The organism is Acinetobacter sp. ANC_7634, from assembly GCF_056779875.1.
In genome coordinates, this window is the sequence record NZ_JBWYIT010000001.1 from 429,207 (window position 1) to 445,892 (window position 16,686).

Annotated in this window: 19 protein-coding genes; 17 read left to right on the plus strand and 2 right to left on the minus strand. The window is 38.7% G+C overall.

Going from position 1 to position 16,686, the window contains the following annotated elements; translation table 11 throughout:
• The first annotated feature begins 1 nt into the window (after position 1).
• From AC1M9A_RS02035 to AC1M9A_RS02115, 17 genes are all read left to right on the plus strand, one after another.
• On the plus strand, positions 2-775 hold the full coding sequence (locus AC1M9A_RS02035; RefSeq protein WP_035264578.1) for a TatD family hydrolase: 774 nt from the start codon (positions 2-4) through the stop codon (positions 773-775).
• Between the two features lie 45 nt (positions 776-820).
• Positions 821-1,435, plus strand: a complete 615-nt coding sequence (locus AC1M9A_RS02040; RefSeq protein WP_035264575.1) for a TetR/AcrR family transcriptional regulator — start codon at positions 821-823, stop codon at positions 1,433-1,435.
• A 1-nt stretch (position 1,436) separates the two neighbouring features.
• A complete protein-coding gene (locus AC1M9A_RS02045; RefSeq protein WP_481595444.1) occupies positions 1,437-1,997 on the plus strand; it encodes a pilus assembly FimT family protein in 561 nt (186 codons plus the stop codon).
• Positions 1,984-2,376 (plus strand): type II secretion system minor pseudopilin GspI, encoded by a 393-nt coding sequence (gene gspI, locus AC1M9A_RS02050; protein WP_035264570.1) that lies wholly within the window; start codon positions 1,984-1,986, stop codon positions 2,374-2,376. The genes AC1M9A_RS02045 and gspI overlap by 14 nt, the downstream gene beginning before the upstream one ends.
• A complete protein-coding gene (gspJ, locus tag AC1M9A_RS02055) occupies positions 2,373-3,020 on the plus strand; it encodes a type II secretion system minor pseudopilin GspJ (RefSeq protein ID WP_481609512.1) in 648 nt (215 codons plus the stop codon). The genes gspI and gspJ overlap by 4 nt, the downstream gene beginning before the upstream one ends.
• A 15-nt stretch (positions 3,021-3,035) precedes the next feature.
• Positions 3,036-3,992 carry a type II secretion system minor pseudopilin GspK gene (gene gspK / locus AC1M9A_RS02060; protein ID WP_481609513.1) on the plus strand — a complete coding sequence of 319 codons (957 nt, stop codon included), beginning with the start codon at positions 3,036-3,038 and terminating at the stop codon, positions 3,990-3,992.
• A 162-nt stretch (positions 3,993-4,154) separates the two neighbouring features.
• Entirely contained in the window at positions 4,155-4,751 is a 597-nt protein-coding gene (locus AC1M9A_RS02065) for a 6-pyruvoyl trahydropterin synthase family protein (RefSeq protein ID WP_180027682.1), read from the plus strand.
• 28 nt (positions 4,752-4,779) lie between these two features.
• Positions 4,780-5,493, plus strand: a complete 714-nt coding sequence (gene ung / locus AC1M9A_RS02070; RefSeq protein ID WP_035264670.1) for a uracil-DNA glycosylase — start codon at positions 4,780-4,782, stop codon at positions 5,491-5,493.
• On the plus strand, positions 5,490-6,611 hold the full coding sequence (locus tag AC1M9A_RS02075; RefSeq protein WP_481609514.1) for an enoyl-CoA hydratase/isomerase family protein: 1,122 nt from the start codon (positions 5,490-5,492) through the stop codon (positions 6,609-6,611). The genes ung and AC1M9A_RS02075 overlap by 4 nt, the downstream gene beginning before the upstream one ends.
• Before the next feature lie 2 nt (positions 6,612-6,613).
• Entirely contained in the window at positions 6,614-7,138 is a 525-nt protein-coding gene (gene tadA, locus AC1M9A_RS02080) for a tRNA adenosine(34) deaminase TadA (RefSeq protein WP_481609515.1), read from the plus strand.
• Between the two features lie 76 nt (positions 7,139-7,214).
• Entirely contained in the window at positions 7,215-7,646 is a 432-nt protein-coding gene (locus tag AC1M9A_RS02085) for an SRPBCC family protein (protein WP_180027685.1), read from the plus strand.
• Between the two features lie 18 nt (positions 7,647-7,664).
• Positions 7,665-8,345 (plus strand): (d)CMP kinase, encoded by a 681-nt coding sequence (gene cmk / locus AC1M9A_RS02090; RefSeq protein ID WP_481609516.1) that lies wholly within the window; start codon positions 7,665-7,667, stop codon positions 8,343-8,345.
• Positions 8,346-8,461: 116 nt separating this feature from the next.
• The gene (gene rpsA, locus AC1M9A_RS02095) at positions 8,462-10,138 is read left to right on the plus strand and encodes a 30S ribosomal protein S1 (RefSeq protein WP_035264556.1); all 1,677 of its coding nucleotides are present in this window, start codon (positions 8,462-8,464) and stop codon (positions 10,136-10,138) included.
• 162 nt (positions 10,139-10,300) lie between these two features.
• On the plus strand, positions 10,301-10,606 hold the full coding sequence (locus tag AC1M9A_RS02100) for an integration host factor subunit beta (protein ID WP_035264555.1): 306 nt from the start codon (positions 10,301-10,303) through the stop codon (positions 10,604-10,606).
• Positions 10,607-10,626: 20 nt separating this feature from the next.
• The gene (locus tag AC1M9A_RS02105; protein WP_035264552.1) at positions 10,627-10,992 is read left to right on the plus strand and encodes a lipopolysaccharide assembly protein LapA domain-containing protein; all 366 of its coding nucleotides are present in this window, start codon (positions 10,627-10,629) and stop codon (positions 10,990-10,992) included.
• Positions 10,993-11,131: 139 nt separating this feature from the next.
• Entirely contained in the window at positions 11,132-11,830 is a 699-nt protein-coding gene (gene pyrF / locus AC1M9A_RS02110) for an orotidine-5'-phosphate decarboxylase (RefSeq protein WP_481609517.1), read from the plus strand.
• Between the two features lie 246 nt (positions 11,831-12,076).
• On the plus strand, positions 12,077-12,379 hold the full coding sequence (locus AC1M9A_RS02115; protein WP_481609518.1) for a hypothetical protein: 303 nt from the start codon (positions 12,077-12,079) through the stop codon (positions 12,377-12,379).
• A 426-nt stretch (positions 12,380-12,805) separates the two neighbouring features.
• On the opposite strand, the gene dapC is transcribed toward AC1M9A_RS02115, so the two are convergent.
• Positions 12,806-13,975, minus strand: coding sequence for a succinyldiaminopimelate transaminase (gene dapC, locus AC1M9A_RS02120; RefSeq protein WP_481591146.1), 1,170 nt, complete (start codon positions 13,973-13,975; stop codon positions 12,806-12,808).
• Positions 13,976-14,006: 31 nt separating this feature from the next.
• On the minus strand, positions 14,007-16,673 hold the full coding sequence (gene glnD / locus AC1M9A_RS02125; RefSeq protein WP_481591145.1) for a [protein-PII] uridylyltransferase: 2,667 nt from the start codon (positions 16,671-16,673) through the stop codon (positions 14,007-14,009).
• Between the last annotated feature and the right edge of the window lie 13 nt (positions 16,674-16,686).

Sequence of the window (16,686 nt, forward strand, 5' to 3'; positions counted from 1 at the left end):
TGTGTTTGTAGATACACACTGTCATTTAAACATGCTCAATCTTGAACCTTACGAGGGAAATATCGATTTAGCAATTCAGCAAGCGATTGATGCTGGTGTCACAAAAATGATGGGGATATCGGTTGATTTGGATGATCATATTATTCTGTCAGAAATTGCAGCTCGACACGAAGGAGTGGGTTACAGTGTTGGGGTGCATCCATGTGAAGATCCAGCAGTCATGCAGCGTGCTACTGTTGAAACTTTGGTTGAATTGGCGAGTATAGATAAGGTCTGGGCAATTGGTGAAACGGGTCTAGATTATTATCACAGTACTGAATTTGTTAAAGAACAAAAAGAATGTTTTGCACGACATATTCAAGCTTCACAGATGGTGAAAAAGCCAGTGGTCGTACACACACGCTCATCTAAAAAGGATACGATAGATATTATAAGAGCTGAAAAGTCGACACACGGAATTTTGCATTGTTTTACTGAGGATTGGGATACGGCAAAAGCGGTTCTAGATTGCGGTTATTACATTTCATTTTCAGGAATAGTATCGTTTAAAAATGCTCAGGATTTACGTGATGTGGCCAAGCAAGTTCCATTAGATCGACTATTAATTGAGACTGATAGCCCTTATTTAGCACCAATGCCATATAGAGGAAAGTCTAATGAACCAAAGTATGTCCCATATGTAGCCAAAGCATTAAGTGATGTATATGATAAGTCAGTCGAGGAGATTGCCTTTATTACAACGCAAAATTTCGAGAATCTTCTACGAATGCAGTAAAAATTTAATACGGAAAATAGAAAGAAGAGAGTTTATAGAGTGAAGATGGATCGTCAGGCTCAGTTTAGAGCGAGAGAAGCATTAATATTTCAGGTCGCAGAACAACTTCTTTTGGAAAACGGCGAAGCGGGCATGACATTGGATGCATTGGCCGCTGAGTTAGATTTAGCAAAAGGAACACTCTATAAGCACTTCCAAAGTAAAGATGAATTGTACATGTTGCTTATTATTCGTAATGAGCGCATGTTATTAGAAATGGTTCGAGATACTGAAAAAGGCTTTCCTGAACATTTAGCTTTTTTTATGTTGCACCATTTGCATCATCCAGAACGTACTGTACTCTTTCATCAAATTGAAGAACGATTATCTACAACTGGTCAGGGTATTAATCATTTATTTAATGAAATGTATCAGATCCGCAAAAGTAGACTCAGAATTATCATTCGTATGACAGAAAATCATCTAGCATCCATTCAAAGTAAGATGAGTTCTCGGGATTATCTAGCATCCATTTGGTCGATTACTCATGGTGGTGCTGCGATATTAAATTCGAGTTTCTATCAACGCTATTTAGGCTGTCGAGATACGTTAAGGGTTGCTTTAATTGATCAAGCATTGATGATGCCTAAACAGATAAATTTGACAGAATCAGTGGCCTAATATGCAATCTCTAGATCACCGTCAAGGCGGATTTACTTTAATCGAATTGATGGTGGTCATTGTGATCATCAGCATCATGGCGGCATTGGTGGTGATGAATATTGGTGGGATTGATCAACGTAAAGCAATGCAAGCTAGAGAGGCTTTAATATTAGATTTAAAACGTATTCATCGAGAGGCTGTTGATCAATCGTTAGTGGTTGCATTGGTGCCACAATGGAATGGTGATCAGTTTCGCTATACATTTCAAAAATATAATGATTTAACTCGTCCAGAGCAAACGCTTGTATCGAATAATAATCGTCAACCTTCCACTTGGGTTGAAATGCCAGAGTTTTCTGCGAGAGAGCTACCTGCAAAGGTTTCATTTCAGATCGAAAGTAGCGACTATAGTTTTGAAAATGCAACTAATGCAGACTTGATGAATAATAATGCACCGAAATTAATTTGGTTGGGCAATGGCGAGGTTAAACCTGTCACAATTCAAATGTATTATGAACAAAAAGCAATTGGTGATCTTATTCAAATAGATTACTTGGGTAAAATCGATGCGGGTGCTTAAAGGATTTACCTTGATTGAGGTTGTGGTGGCTTTGGCTATTTTTGCTGTAGCAGCAATGTCATTGACGAAGGTGGCTATGCAGTACACACAGGCGACTGCGAATGCAATTTTAAGAACAAAAGCACAATTCGTCGCACAAAATGAAGTCGCTGCAATGCAAATTAGTGGTGAATGGCTAGAGGGAACTCAATCTAAGCAAATTACCTCTCAAGGTCTAAGTTGGCAAATTGATAAAAAATCAGAAGCGACTATTAGCCCAGATGTTCAGAAAATAGAAGTGCAAGTGAGTCTATATAACAATGATTTAGGTAAAGTTGAATCAGGTGTCACCACCATGGTGTTTTATAACTATCCTATCAGAGAGCAATCCAACTCATGATCAAGAGTAAACAACAAGGTTTTACCTTGGTAGAGCTTTTGGTTGCAATAGCCATCTTTGCAGTATTGTCTGCTTTGGGATGGAAAATTTTTGATTATTTGAATAAAGTCAAAGATCGAAATGCGGTGCATGAACAGCAACTTCTCAGTTTGCAAGATAGTTATTTACAAATGCAAAGAGATGCTTTGCAAATTGTACCGCTGACTGCAAATATCGCAGGACAAATTCAACCTGCACTTTTACTGGATGATCAGTCTTTACAATTTAGTAAGGCAGGGGTCACAGACCCGCTGAAACAGGGTTTGTCTCCATTTGAGAGAATAGAATATCGTTATAATGCACAAGATCGAAAAGTTTATCGTTTAAAGTATCCCAATCTGAATGTTCTTCAAACAACTCAACCTTTATCCAGTACGATCCTAGAAAATGTGGATGATTTTCAAATCACGATTTTAAACCCGAATGAATTGAATTCGTGGCCGGAAGCATCAACAATAAGTTCTAATAGTAATGATGCTCAAGATGGTGTGGCTCGGCTATTGCCTAAAGGTATGCGAATTAGATTTAAACAACAAGATGTTGAATTCGAGTGGATTTTTAGTTTGCTTAATACTGACTATTTAAAACCGGCATCTAGTCAATAATCATTAGGAAAATGCATGAAGCAGCAAAAAGGAATCGCCCTGATTACGATTTTAATGTTAGTCGCTTTGGCAACTATCATTGCTGCGACGATTGCCCATCGTCAATACAATACCAGTGAAAATACGGCCTATGTGATTCGTCAAAACCAAGCACTGTATTATGCAAAAAGTGCTGAAGCTTTTTTCTCAGAATTATTGGTTCAAGATGCCAAGTCCAATTCAAAATCAGATAATCTTCAAGAAACTTGGGCTCAACCGATGCCACCATTTCCAATTGATGGTGGTTATGTTGCAGGGGGAATTATTGATGAAACGGGTAAGTTTAATTTAAACAGTTTGGTCAAAGATGATGGCGTGCCGAATGATAATGCGGTGAATTACTTTAAGGGATTATTATCAAAGCTTGGTTTACCAGAAGAATTGAGTGAAGCGGTAATTGATTGGCAAGATCAAGATGATTTGACGATTGGCGCGATGGGGGCAGAGAGTAATTATTATTTAAGTTTAACGCGTCCTTATTTGCCAGCGAATGGTCCTTTTCATAGCGTTGAAGAGTTGAAGCAAGTGCGAGGATTTGAAGGTGATAAGTTTTTGTTGATAAAACCTTATGTTACAGCGATTCCTTTAAAAGAAATTAAAATTAATATTAATACGGCACCAGCGATGATTATTGCTGCTATAGACCCAAGTTTGGATGTGCAAAATGTACAGCGTGATTTGGATCAAAAAAAAGCCAATGGTGAGTTTTTTGAGTCCGTAGATCAGCTCTGGGAACTCAACACTCTAAGTCAGTTAAGTGAAGAAGCTAAAAGCACAGCAAAAAATAATTTTGATGTTAAATCTGCATTCTATCGAGCGGATATTGAAATCATGCTATCTGATCGAAAGCGATATTTTTCGAGTTATCTGATGCGTGATGAAGATAAGGTTTATGTCTTCTCAAGAAGTTTGGCACCTCTTCAAACCAATTGATTAAATTGCTAAAATATTAATTTAAACAAATTGAATGATAACTTTTTATTTTTTTTGTTTTTAATACGTTTTGCCAATTGCTTAAAACGTTAAAATTAATGATGAGTTGTGTGAATATGCACTATAATCATTTTAATCCATGATTTTTTATTGCTCTGACATATGTTAATTCGAAAATTATTTAAGTTTGAAAACGCGCATATTGTGCGAAATTGCACATCAGACCGCTGTAAGCGTTCAATTCATGGTCATAGCTATAAAGTCGAATTATTATTGAAAGCCTCAAAGCTAGATCATGGTCAAATGGTCTATGATTTTGGTTTGCTGAAAGGTGTGATCAAAGAACTTTATGATAGTTTTGATCATGCGATTTGTTTTTGGCAAGAGGATTCAGCTGAATATATTCAAGCATGTAAAACTTTTAGTGCACGTTGGGTTTCATTACCCGTTTCACCTTCTGCTGAACAATTTTCTCGTATTTTCTTTTATTTGGCAGAACAAGTACTGAAATCAACAATCACGCAAAATGGTGAAGGTGATGTTGAAGTCTATTCAGTGATCGTGCATGAAACTGACACAGGCTATGCGCAAAGTTTTGCTGAAGATATCGTAAATGAGCAGATGGGCTTATTGGCGCTGGATCAAATTGTATTCTCAGAACAAATTCAAAATGAATGGTCTGATCCTAAAATGTACGAACAATTGAAACAAGGATTCACTTTTAAGAATCCAAGTGTAGATTTACAAGTAAAACTTTAAAGCTGTGATTGATTTAGGGATGAACACAATGCAACTCACCGAACAAGAATTAAGTCAACTGAATCAAGTTCGGTTAGAGGATGGTTGGAAGTATGCTTTAGCAGATTTTCTGCTCAGCGATAAAATGGATCAGCTGAAAGCTTTTCTCAAATCTGAATTACAGGCGAATAAGGTGATATACCCACCTAATTCCCTTATATTTAATGCGTTCAACACTACACCCTTAGATCGTGTAAAGGTTGTGATTCTCGGTCAAGATCCTTATCACGGTCCAAATCAAGCACATGGATTGAGTTTTTCAGTGCAAAAGGGTGTTGCATTACCGCCGTCTTTGCGTAATATCTATCACGAACTCAGCACTGACCTTGGAATAGTGCCTGCCAAGCATGGTGATTTAACCCAATGGGCTGAAGAGGGTGTCTTATTGCTGAACAGTGTATTGACTGTTGAAGCGGGCCAGCCGACTTCACACCAAAAGAAAGGTTGGGAAGATTTCACTGATGCTGCGATAGATGTTCTAAATGAGCAACGTGAAAAGATCGTTTTCATTCTTTGGGGTGCGTACGCGCATAAGAAAGGTCAACGAATTGACCAAAATAAGCATTTGGTCTTAAAAGCAGCACATCCATCACCGTTGGCAGCAAACCGAGGTGGTTTTTTTGGGTGTAAAGTTTTTTCAAAAACAAATAATTATCTTAAACAAAATGGCATTGAGCCAATTAAATGGCAGCTGGAAGCATGACAATATCTCCTGAGACGAACCAATATCATCCTGACTTAATTGTTGAAGAAGCACAGAATGGATGGAGAGTGGTTCGATTAAATCGTCCAAAATCTTTACATGCACTTGATGAATCTATTGTAACGGCTTTATTGGCTGTTTTTGAAAAGTTTCATCATGATGATGCGGTTAAAGCGATCTGGTTTGATTCAACAACCCCTAAAGCTTTTTGTGCCGGTGGGGATGTACGCAAACTCCGTCAGTTGGTCATCAATAATGAGGTTGATGCGGCAAATAAATTTTTTGAACAAGAATACGCGCTAGATCTTTTGTTGCATGACTACGCTAAGCCGATAGTCGTTTGGGGTGAAGGTTATGTGATGGGCGGTGGGCTTGGTCTATTTATGGCTGCACCATTTAGACTGGTTACACCTTATTCGCGCCTTGCAATGCCAGAAGTAAATATTGGTTTATATCCAGATGTTGGTGCTAGTCGTTTCTTGGCAGATCGTGGTCCAATAGGTCTATTTACAGGTTTAACTGGATCGATCATGACTGCGGCAGGAGCTTATGGTATTGGTTGGGCGACTCATATTTGTGATGCTCAGCGCGATGTTGTTTTACAAAAGTTGATCAGTATCGATTGGGATCATTATCCTGCTGGCGATTTTAGGGCATTAGATGACACTTTAAATAGTTTGCATCGACCAGTTTCTCCAGGGCCACTGCAAATCTCGTTAGACGTGATTCACAGTGTCTGTCGTGGTGCAAACTTTGAAAATGACTATGAAGCAATTATCGGTCTAAGTGATGCACGAAGTGATTGGCTAAGACAAGCGAGTGAAAATCTTGCAAAAGGCTCACCAAGTACAGCTGCGATTACCTGGTTGTTATGGCAATGGGGGCGTCAAGTTCATCCTTGGCAAGAAGTATTTGAACTTGAAACTCAAATTTCTGATTGGAAAATTAGACATCCTGATTTTGTTGAAGGCGTACGTGCACGTTTAGTGGATAAAGATTTATCTCCTGAATGGACACCTGCAGAATCTATGTCCTTAAAAGGAATTTTAGGTGCGCACCCACCAGTTACAAATATCGAGAGCTGGAATAACTTGTTAAAACAGTACGGTATTATCTAATTTTGTCTGAAATTCAATTTGATGTCGAAGATCTAAAATGGATGCAGCTTGCCTATGAGCAGGCTGCATTGGCAGCTCAATTGGGAGAAATCCCTGTTGGAGCTGTCATTGTGAGTCAAGGAAAAGTAATTGGTGAAGGACATAATCAACCCATCCTGAGTCATGATCCAACTGCTCATGCTGAAGTGGTCGCACTTCGCCAAGCATGTAATCAAATTCAGAACTATCGTCTACCAGAAGATGCAACACTTTATGTAACCCTTGAGCCATGCACGATGTGTGTGGGGGCTTTAATTCATGCTCGAGTTCATCGTGTTGTATTTGGTACTTTAGAGCCGAAGGCGGGTTCTCTGGTCAGTGCGCGACAGCTATTGAATAATCAAGGTTATTACAACCATATATTTGAATTTGAAGGGGGGTGCATGCAATCAGCGTGTGCTCATCAGCTTTCAGAATTTTTTAAATTCAGACGTGAACAAAAAAAACAACAGTGTGTACGACAAAAAATAGAAAATAATCAGGAATGATTGCTATTGTTGATTGTGGAAAAATTGACATAATGTATTGTCAGTATGAAGCGGAATCAATGAAAAGGAATAAAAAATGAATTCAATCCAAGTTAAACAAGAATTTAACCAGCCTATAGATCGTGTATTTGAAGTTTTGTCAAAACATGCGACTTATAATGATGTATTTGCACCGATTCAGGTTGTACGCATTAAAGATGCAGCTGATCCGAGTCGTCCTGATGGGATTGGATCAGTACGAAAAATGGGATTAGGCCCAATAAAGCCAATTCAAGAAGAAATTACTGTACTAGAGCCAAATAAGCGTATTGAATACAAAATTATCAAGAATCCATTAATCAAACATCATCTTGGAATTATTGAATTTAAAGAGCTTTCAACAGCTAAAACTTTAGTCACATACACGATCGAATTACAGGCAAGAGCACCGTTTGTGAGCAAATTAATTCTTGCACAACTCAAACTTGCTATTACACTTGGTTTTAAGAAATTAGCAAAACGCCTTTAAGGCGAAGTTGGTAAAGTAATGACAATTCAAATTATCACGATCGATGGACCAAGCGGTTCAGGCAAAGGAACTTTGGCAGCAAAATTGGCACAGCATTACCAGTTTCATTTACTAGATTCAGGCGCTTTGTATCGTTTGTTGGGATTGTCATTACATCAGCTGAATTTAATTGATTCAATTCACAATCCAGATGTGTTGGTCAAATGCGTAGAAATAGCGACTCATCTCGATATTCAATTTGTTAGTGATCATTTAAAAACAAAAATTTTACTTAACGGGTATGATGTAACGGATGAAATTCGCACGGAAAAAGTTGGTGAGTTTGCATCCAAGGTTGCAGTTGTACCTGAATTAAGACAGGCATTATTCGAAAGACAACGTGCATTTGCACAAGCACCAGGTCTTGTTGCCGATGGCCGTGATATGGCGACTTCAATCTTTCCAGAAGCCCAAGCGAAAATATATTTGACTGCTTCTGCTGAGTCTCGTGCTGAGCGACGTGTAAAGCAGTTGCAGGCTATGGGGCAAAATGTTAAAATGAGCGACATTTTATCTAATATCCAAGCACGTGATAAGCGTGATATGGAAAGAACCGTTGCGCCGCTTAAGCCGGCTGAAGGGGCTTACATTATCGATAGTTCAGATCTGGACATTGACACTGTATTTAACCTGATGACCGCATATATTGATGCGCAATAAGATAAATTAATGAATATTAGTGGAAGCATAGCTTGATCAGTTCTATATGGACTATGTCGATACTTAACTAAACCGGCCTTGTCTGATCCAAGACCGCTGACTTTTCTAGGTATATCATGACCGAATCTTTTGCAGCCCTCTTTGAAGCAAGCGAATTAAACCTCAACGTTGAAAAGGGTGCAGTCATCCAAGGTATCGTTGTTAGCATCGATTCTGACTGGGTAACTGTAGATACTGGCCTTAAATCTGAAGGCGTAGTAGCTCGCTCTGAATTTTTAAACGAACAACGTGAACTTGAAGTTAACGTTGGTGACACAGTTGACGTAGTGGTTGAAGCGCTTGACAACGGTATGGGTCAAACAGTTTTATCACGTGAAAAAGCTAAACGTGCTGAAACTTGGACTAAACTTGAAAAAATCTTTGAAGACGGCGAGATCGTTACTGGTGTTATCTCTGGTAAGGTTAAAGGCGGTTTCACTGTTGACATCGGTCCAGTACGTGCGTTCTTACCAGGTTCTTTGGTAGACACTCGTCCTATCCGTGACACGACTCACCTTGAAGGTAAAGAGTTAGAATTCAAAGTTATCAAACTTGACGCTAAACGTAACAACGTTGTTGTATCACGTCGTGCAGTTATGGAAGCTGAATCTTCAGCTGACCGTGAAGCTCTTCTTTCTCAACTTGAAGAAGGTCAAACAGTTACTGGTACAATCAAAAACCTTACTGACTACGGTGCTTTCGTTGACCTTGGCGGTATTGATGGTCTTCTTCACATCACTGACATGGCGTGGAAACGTATCAAGCATCCTTCAGAAGTTGTTGAAGTTGGTCAAGAAGTTACTGTTAAAGTACTTAAATTTGACAAAGAGCGTAACCGTGTATCATTAGGTCTTAAACAACTTGGTGAAGATCCATGGTTAGCGATCATGAACCGTTACCCTAAAGGTTCTATCGTTAAAGCGCGTGTAACTAACTTAACTGATTACGGTTGCTTCGCTGAAATCGCTGAAGGCGTTGAAGGCTTAGTACACGTTTCAGAAATGGACCACACAAACAAAAACATCCACCCATCTAAAGTTGTTCAGATTGGTGATGAAGTTGATGTTATGGTTCTTGAGGTTGATGAAGAGCGTCGTCGTATTTCTCTTGGTATCAAACAAACTCGTGCTAACCCATGGGAAGAGTTTGCTAAGGCTCACGACAAAGGTGAAAAAGTTTCAGGTACAATCAAGTCTATCACTGACTTCGGTATCTTCATCGGTTTACCAGGCGGTATCGATGGTCTAGTTCACTTATCTGACATTTCTTGGAACGAACAAGGCGAAGAAGCGATTCGTCGTTACAAGAAAGGGGACACTGTTGAAGCGGTTATCCTTTCTGTAGACGCTGAAGGCAACCGTATTAGCCTTGGTATCAAGCAAATGAACAGCGATCCTTTCAACGATTTCTTAGCTGCTAACGAACGTGGTGCTCTTGTTAAAGGTACTGTAGTTGCAGTTGATGCTCGTGGCGCAACAATTAAGTTGGCTGACGAAGTTGAAGCTTCTCTTAAAGCTTCAGAAATCAACCGTGACCGCGTTGAAGATGCAACTAAATTCTTAGAAGTTGGTCAAGAAGTTGAAGCTAAGATCATCAATGTTGATCGCAAATCACGCGCAATCAACTTGTCTATCAAAGCGAAAGACGAAGCTGAAGAGAAAGAAGCTGTTGCTAACTTGAAAACTGCTTCTGCAGGTCAAGACAACGGTCCTAAGACAATTGGTGATTTGATCAAAGCTCAAATGAACCACTAAGTCTTTCGTGTTCAATGTATTGTTAATGTAATTTAACTAATACTTTTTACACAAATACTGTAAACGGTAGCGTAGTATTGACTTACTGCGCTACCGTTTTGTATTTAAACAGGTTATTATCTCGCTATGCACAGAGTAGCTTGATAATTAAAGAGGTCGCAGATGACTACTGAAGCACTTAATAAGTCTGACTTAATAGAACGTATTTCTATCAAAAATCCTCATTTGGCTGAGCCATTGGTCGAAGAAGCTGTTAAAATTATGATCGATCAAATGATTGAGTCATTATCAGCTGATAATCGTATTGAAATTCGTGGGTTTGGAAGTTTTGCTTTACATCATCGCGAACCGCGAGTTGGACGTAATCCTAAAACAGGTAAGTCAGTTGAAGTGGCTGCTAAAGCTGTACCTCATTTCAAACCAGGTAAAGCACTAAGAGATGCTGTAAACGAATCAGCAGGAAAATAATAAATTACTCAGGGGTGGTTATGCGTTACGTATTAGTTGCACTGTTAGTTGTAATCTTCGGATATGCATTGGCATTGGTTCTGCAAAATGGTACAGAACTGACTGTTGATCTTCTCTTCACTCAAGTACCGGCAATGAGATTAGGTTTATTGCTTTTGTTGACTTTGGCACTTGGGATCATCGTTGGATTATTACTCGGAGTTCAAGTTTTCCGTGTATTCCAAAATAGTTGGGAAATTAAGCGTCTTCGCAAAGATATTGAATATCTTCGTAAAGAACAAATCCAAAATGCTCAGTTAGCTGCTGCTGAAGCTGCTGCAAATGTACGTCATGAAAAGACAGTACTAGATGTGCATTCAGATCCGCGTAACTCAAATCCGCTGTAACTTATAAATATTTAAAAAACCTCTAAAATTTATTTTAGAGGTTTTTTTTATTGAAAATAAACTGTTGAATTTTAAGCTGAGTTTTTTAAAGTTAATTTTGCAGCTTAAGTTGAACATCTTTATAATGACGCAACTTTAGATGGACGGAAGAACAACCTTGAGTATCATTGTTGCTTTAGATGCAAAAAGCCAATACGACGCATTGAAAATGGCTGAAAATTTGGATCCTAAACTTTGTCGTGTAAAAGTCGGTAAAGAACTTTTTACACATGAAGGTCCGACTGTTGTAAAAGCATTGCATGATCAGGGTTTTGAAGTATTTTTAGATTTAAAATTTCATGATATTCCAAATACTACAGCACAAGCCGTTTGCGCTGCTGCAGATCAAGGGGTATGGATGGTTAATGTTCACGCATCTGGTGGACGAAAAATGATGGAAACTTGTGTAGAAAGATTAAAAGCAGGTAACTATCAAACACAGTTGATTGCAGTTACCGTATTAACTTCAATGGGGCGAGAAGATCTACGTGATCTAGGTTTGGATATTGAGCCTTTTGAACATGTAAAACGTCTAGCGACTTTAACTCAAGAAAGTGGCTTGGATGGTGTTGTATGTTCTGCGCAAGAAGCAAAAATGTTACGCGAAACTTTAGGTCAGAACTTTGCTCTCGTCACTCCGGGAATTCGTCCGGAAGGTTCTGCAGCGGATGATCAAAAACGTATTGTTACACCTAAGCAAGCTATGTTAGATGGTTCTACACATTTGGTGATTGGTCGCCCGATTACTAAATCAGAAAATCCAAATCGGACTTTAAGAGACATTCTAGCGACTTTGTAATTTTCAAATTACAGTCTTGAACTATTTTAAAAAGCCATGAATGTTCATGGCTTTTTTTTAACTAGGATTAAGATTGTAATAAACAAGGTTTATAAAGAAGCGAGAAGAAGCCTTGTGCTAAGAAAGCTAAAACTTAAAAACATAATAGAACTAAAGGATTGTATAAAAGGTTTAACAAATAAAGAAATTGAAAAAGCTATTAGGCATGGCGTTGCTGCTGCATAAAAGGTATGAAAGGAAAAAAATATGGAAGCTTGTAATTGGCATTGGGGAGCAATTGCTACTTTAATAGGGGCTGGAATAGCATCTACTACTGCATGGTGTATTTCAAATGAATGGAGAAATCAAAAAGTTAGTGAAGTCATTGCAAATGAAGCAAAAGAATATATTTATAATTTAAGTAAACTTGAATTAATACAGAACGAAATTGAAACTAAAAGCACTACAGCAAAAAGAATGAAGGAACTATTAGAAGAATATATTTTATATAAAAATAAAGCATCTAAACATTCAAATTTTCTCGGAAAAGCATGTTCTAAGGATTTATAAGTAACTTAAGCTCAAATTATGGTTCTCAATGTATAAGATATATAAACTTTATTAAGGAAGAAAAGAATTATGACATGAAAGATACACCACATCCGAATGATGCATATTTACTCATTGAACACTTACTCATATATGCCTTGTATAAAAATGGTTCTATAAAAAGTAAAATAACTAGTAAATTAAAAAGTTACCATCATGCATAAAGAACTAATTTTTAAATCCCATAGGCATACTACAACTCACACTTGAGAGTGATCCAAACATTATCATGGGCAATCCATTCTTTTTAGTTCTCTCTCCCTTTGGGAGAGAGTTAGAGAGAGGTTTGTTAGAAAATATCATTTTCCGCTCAAACTATGCCTAGAATCATCAATCAAAAAAATAAGCCCTCTAAAAAGAGGGCTTAAAATTAAAGATCATGCACGATTAGAGAATTGATTTTAAGCGTTTAACAACTTCTTTACATTGGTCTAAATCTGCTACGAGAGCAAGACGAACATGGCTTTCACCTGGGTTTCCTTGTTCAGTATCACGAGATAAATAACGACCCGGTAAGACTTTGATATGTGCTTTTTCCATCAGCATTTTGGCAAAAGTTTCATCATTATCTACCTTTAACCAATAATAGAAACCCGCATCAGGCTTTTTCAGTGGTAGCAAATCACCTAATTCTTGTTGGAATAAATCAAATTTAGCACGGTATTGTTTACGGTTTTCTTCAACATGTGCCTCATCATTCCATGCAGCAATCGATGCCAATTGATGTTGTACTGGCATTGCAGCACCGTGGTAAGTGCGGAATTTTAAATAAGGTTTTAATAGACTAGCATCACCTGCAACGAAGCCAGATCGCATACCTGGTAAATTAGAACGTTTAGACAGAGAGTGGAATACGATACAGTTTTTATAGTCATCACGACCTAGTTCAGCACAAACTTCGAGTAATCCTACAGGGGCTTCATCAAACCATAGTTCTGAATAGCATTCATCAGATGCGATGACAAAATTGTATTGATCAGAGAGCGCAATTAATTTTTTGAACTGTTCTTTTGAAAGAACAGCACCTGTCGGATTTCCGGGTGTGCAGACAAAAAGTAAAGCTGTCTTCTCCCATACTTCTGCAGGGACAGTATCGAAGTCACCAAGGTAACCATTTTCTTCAGTACAGTTGATGAAATAAGGTTGAGCGCCAGCGAGTAAAGCTGCACCTTCGTAAATTTGATAAAAGGGATTCGGCATAACTACATAAGGCGCTTCATCACGATTAATCAGCGCTTGTACGAATGAGAAAATTCCTTCACGTGTGCCAGTCACAGGTAAAATATGATCTTCTGCGCTAATAGCATTTAATTTGAAACGGCGTGTGAGCCATTGCGCAATACTTTCACGTAATTCTGGTAAGCCTTTACTGTTTGGGTATGTCGAAAGATGATTGAAGTTATCGACAATAGCTTGTTTTACGAATTCAGGTGCAGGATGTTTTGGCTCACCAATGGACAATGGAATTAACGGAAGATTTGCAGGTTTTACATCCTGAAAAAGTTTATTCAACTTTTCAAATGGATAAGGATGTAATAGGTTTAAACTAGAGTTCATGAAACAGTTACCGTCGGGTTAAATCTAAATTTTAATGATGATTACAGACCTGATTTGAAGCCTCATCTAATGCTGCTTTTAATTGTTCAGCAAAAGCCTGAGCTTCAGTTAAATTCATAGGTTCGCCATTCTTTTTGGTTACAAAGAAAATATCTTCTGCGCGCTCACCCAAGGTGGCGATTTTCGCGGAATGGATATCGAGACCTTGCATCATAAATAAGCCACCGATACGGGCAAGTAATCCAGGCTGATCGAGGGTAGAGATCTCGACCATATTTTGCTGTAGCGCCTCGTTCAACGTAATATCAATTGTGTTTTCGATATCAAAATGACGAAGTTGGCGTGGAATACGGCGTTGCATTAAACCTGGATAATTTTGTGAATCTGTTAATGCGTGCACCAATGATTCTTTTACCGTATTTTCACGTTCTGGATCTGTCACTAATGTGCCAAAACGATCAAGCACCACGTAGGTGTCTAAGCTAAAGGATTTAGTTGCTGTAATAATGCGTGCATCTTGTACATCTAGATTCATACGATCTAGAACTGCAACAGTGGTGGCAAAAAGATTAGGTTGATCTTGAGTGTAAATAAAAATCTGCACAGCATCTTGCGCTGATTTACGGTGCGCGCGCATCATCACCAATGGTGCTGAATTATCACCATGATCTAGGATTGCACGTGTATGCCATGCGACTTCATCTGCAGTTTCTTTGAGGAAGTATTCGTCACCAAGTTCTTGCCAAACTTTTTCAACAGCTTCTAAAGCATAATCATTGACAAGTAATTCACTTGCTGCAAATTTGGTATCTTCGATCAGCATTTGGTAATCGACAGGACGTCCCAAACCACTACGAATAACGTCACGAGCATTGGTATATAACTGACGCATGAGCGATGCTCGCCATGTGTTCCAAAGCTTAGGATTGGTTGCGTTAATGTCAGCCACTGTAAGCGTATACAGATAGTCTAAGTGTTCCATATCACCTAGCTTCTCGGCAAAATCTTTTACAACATCTGGATCAGAAATATCTTTTTTCTGCGCAGTCATCGACATCAATAGATGATTTTGGATCAACCACGCAACAAGATTACACTCACGCTCAGTAAAACCGTGCTTGCTACAGAACTCAATGGCATCAACCGCGCCCAATTCACTATGGTCTCCACCACGGCCTTTGGCGATATCATGGAACAAAGCAGCGAGGAATACGATGTCTCGGCGCACCAGACGCTGGAATACCGAACTTACGACAGGAAAATCTTTAGCAAATTCTGGCGCTTTAAAACGATTTAAATTTCGTAAGAGTAGGAGCGTATGTGCATCTACAGTATAGATATGGAATAAATCGTATTGCATAAGGCCCATGATTTGTCCAAATGCAGGAATATAGTTGCCGAGTACACCATAACGTTTCATCGCAAGCAATGTTTCATATAAGTTATTTGGTGATCGGATGATCGCCATAAACAAGGCTTGATTAACTGGATTGTCTCTATACGCTTGATCAATGCGTTTTGCAGCTAAAGTAAGCAATCGAAGTGTACGAGCTCGAATACCATCAATATCAGGGCGATTTGCTAGGATATAGAAAATCTCAAGGATGGCTGTAGGCTTCTCTGCAAAAATTTTATGGTGTTGAACTGCGAGTTTACCATCCACCAATTTGAAGTTTTCATTCACTTCTTCAATTTTACGCTCATAGTTGGGTAAGCGAGGAGTGATGACTGATTCATTAAAATAGGCGAGTAGCATTTCATTCAGGGTTGAAACCTGCTGAGCTGCTCGATAGTAGCGTTTCATGAACTGTTCAATTGGATAATTGATATGTTCACCTTCGACTTTGTGGTAACCAAATTTTGCTGCGATATCGCGTTGGTAATCAAACAATAGTCGGTTTTCATCACGCTTAGTTAAGCGGTGTAAATGATGACGAATTTCCCAGAGAAAATTCTCAGCATCTTCGAGCACCCCAAGTTCAAACTCAGAAATGAAACCTAAATGTACAAGATCGTATATACGATTTACTCGGAAATGCCGTTTTGCAATCCAACCAATTTGGTTAATGTCTCGAATGCCGCCCGGTGCATTTTTGATATCAGGTTCTAAATTACTTTCAGTGTTGTTGTGCTGAGCGTAGCGTTTGGCTTGTTCTTCCATCTTGGCATCAAAGAAGGTTTTATCCGTCCAAGTTTGTGAAACAACACGACGAGGCCATTTCGCTAAGTGTTCATTGCCAATAATTAAACGAGACTCAATGAGAGATGTTGCTACCGTTAAGTCATTCATGGCCTGTTCAAAGCACTGTTGAATGGTTCTTACACTTACGCCAGGTTTAAAATTTCCAACATCCCATAGAGAGGAAATAAAAATGGTAATGGCATTTTCTTGTTCTTGTGTAAGATCATCTTCTGAAAGGATCAGAATGTCGACATCAGAGTAGGGCATCATTTCACGACGACCATAACCTCCTACAGCGAACAAGCCCAGATCGGTTTGATCTAACTCAGCATGTTGCCAAAGGAATTTAAGTGCCTCATCAATCAGGTTAGATCGAGTGAGGATGATCTCACGTATCGCCTTACCATTTTCAAACTCATGTTGTAATTGATTTTCAACATCTGAGCGCCATTGATTAATTGCCTTGATGTCGTGATTACTCGAAACATAGTTTGCTAATGGAGACGTATTGATCATGAAATGATGGCCT

What these genes read in the sequence shown, in the direction of transcription:
- AC1M9A_RS02040 (WP_035264575.1), top strand. Translation starts at nt 821, where the DNA reads ATGGATCGTCAGGCTCAGTTTAGAGCGAGAGAAGCATTAATATTTCAG.
- AC1M9A_RS02045 (WP_481595444.1), top strand. Translation starts at nt 1,437, where the DNA reads ATGCAATCTCTAGATCACCGTCAAGGCGGATTTACTTTAATCGAATTG.
- gspI (WP_035264570.1), top strand. Translation starts at nt 1,984, where the DNA reads ATGCGGGTGCTTAAAGGATTTACCTTGATTGAGGTTGTGGTGGCTTTG.
- gspJ (WP_481609512.1), top strand. Translation starts at nt 2,373, where the DNA reads ATGATCAAGAGTAAACAACAAGGTTTTACCTTGGTAGAGCTTTTGGTT.
- gspK (WP_481609513.1), top strand. Translation starts at nt 3,036, where the DNA reads ATGAAGCAGCAAAAAGGAATCGCCCTGATTACGATTTTAATGTTAGTC.
- AC1M9A_RS02065 (WP_180027682.1), top strand. Translation starts at nt 4,155, where the DNA reads ATGTTAATTCGAAAATTATTTAAGTTTGAAAACGCGCATATTGTGCGA.
- ung (WP_035264670.1), top strand. Translation starts at nt 4,780, where the DNA reads ATGCAACTCACCGAACAAGAATTAAGTCAACTGAATCAAGTTCGGTTA.
- AC1M9A_RS02075 (WP_481609514.1), top strand. Translation starts at nt 5,490, where the DNA reads ATGACAATATCTCCTGAGACGAACCAATATCATCCTGACTTAATTGTT.
- AC1M9A_RS02085 (WP_180027685.1), top strand. Translation starts at nt 7,215, where the DNA reads ATGAATTCAATCCAAGTTAAACAAGAATTTAACCAGCCTATAGATCGT.
- cmk (WP_481609516.1), top strand. Translation starts at nt 7,665, where the DNA reads ATGACAATTCAAATTATCACGATCGATGGACCAAGCGGTTCAGGCAAA.
- rpsA (WP_035264556.1), top strand. Translation starts at nt 8,462, where the DNA reads ATGACCGAATCTTTTGCAGCCCTCTTTGAAGCAAGCGAATTAAACCTC.
- AC1M9A_RS02100 (WP_035264555.1), top strand. Translation starts at nt 10,301, where the DNA reads ATGACTACTGAAGCACTTAATAAGTCTGACTTAATAGAACGTATTTCT.
- AC1M9A_RS02105 (WP_035264552.1), top strand. Translation starts at nt 10,627, where the DNA reads ATGCGTTACGTATTAGTTGCACTGTTAGTTGTAATCTTCGGATATGCA.
- pyrF (WP_481609517.1), top strand. Translation starts at nt 11,132, where the DNA reads ATGGACGGAAGAACAACCTTGAGTATCATTGTTGCTTTAGATGCAAAA.
- AC1M9A_RS02115 (WP_481609518.1), top strand. Translation starts at nt 12,077, where the DNA reads ATGGAAGCTTGTAATTGGCATTGGGGAGCAATTGCTACTTTAATAGGG.
- dapC (WP_481591146.1), bottom strand. Translation starts at nt 13,975, where the DNA reads ATGAACTCTAGTTTAAACCTATTACATCCTTATCCATTTGAAAAGTTG.
- glnD (WP_481591145.1), bottom strand. Translation starts at nt 16,673, where the DNA reads ATGATCAATACGTCTCCATTAGCAAACTATGTTTCGAGTAATCACGAC.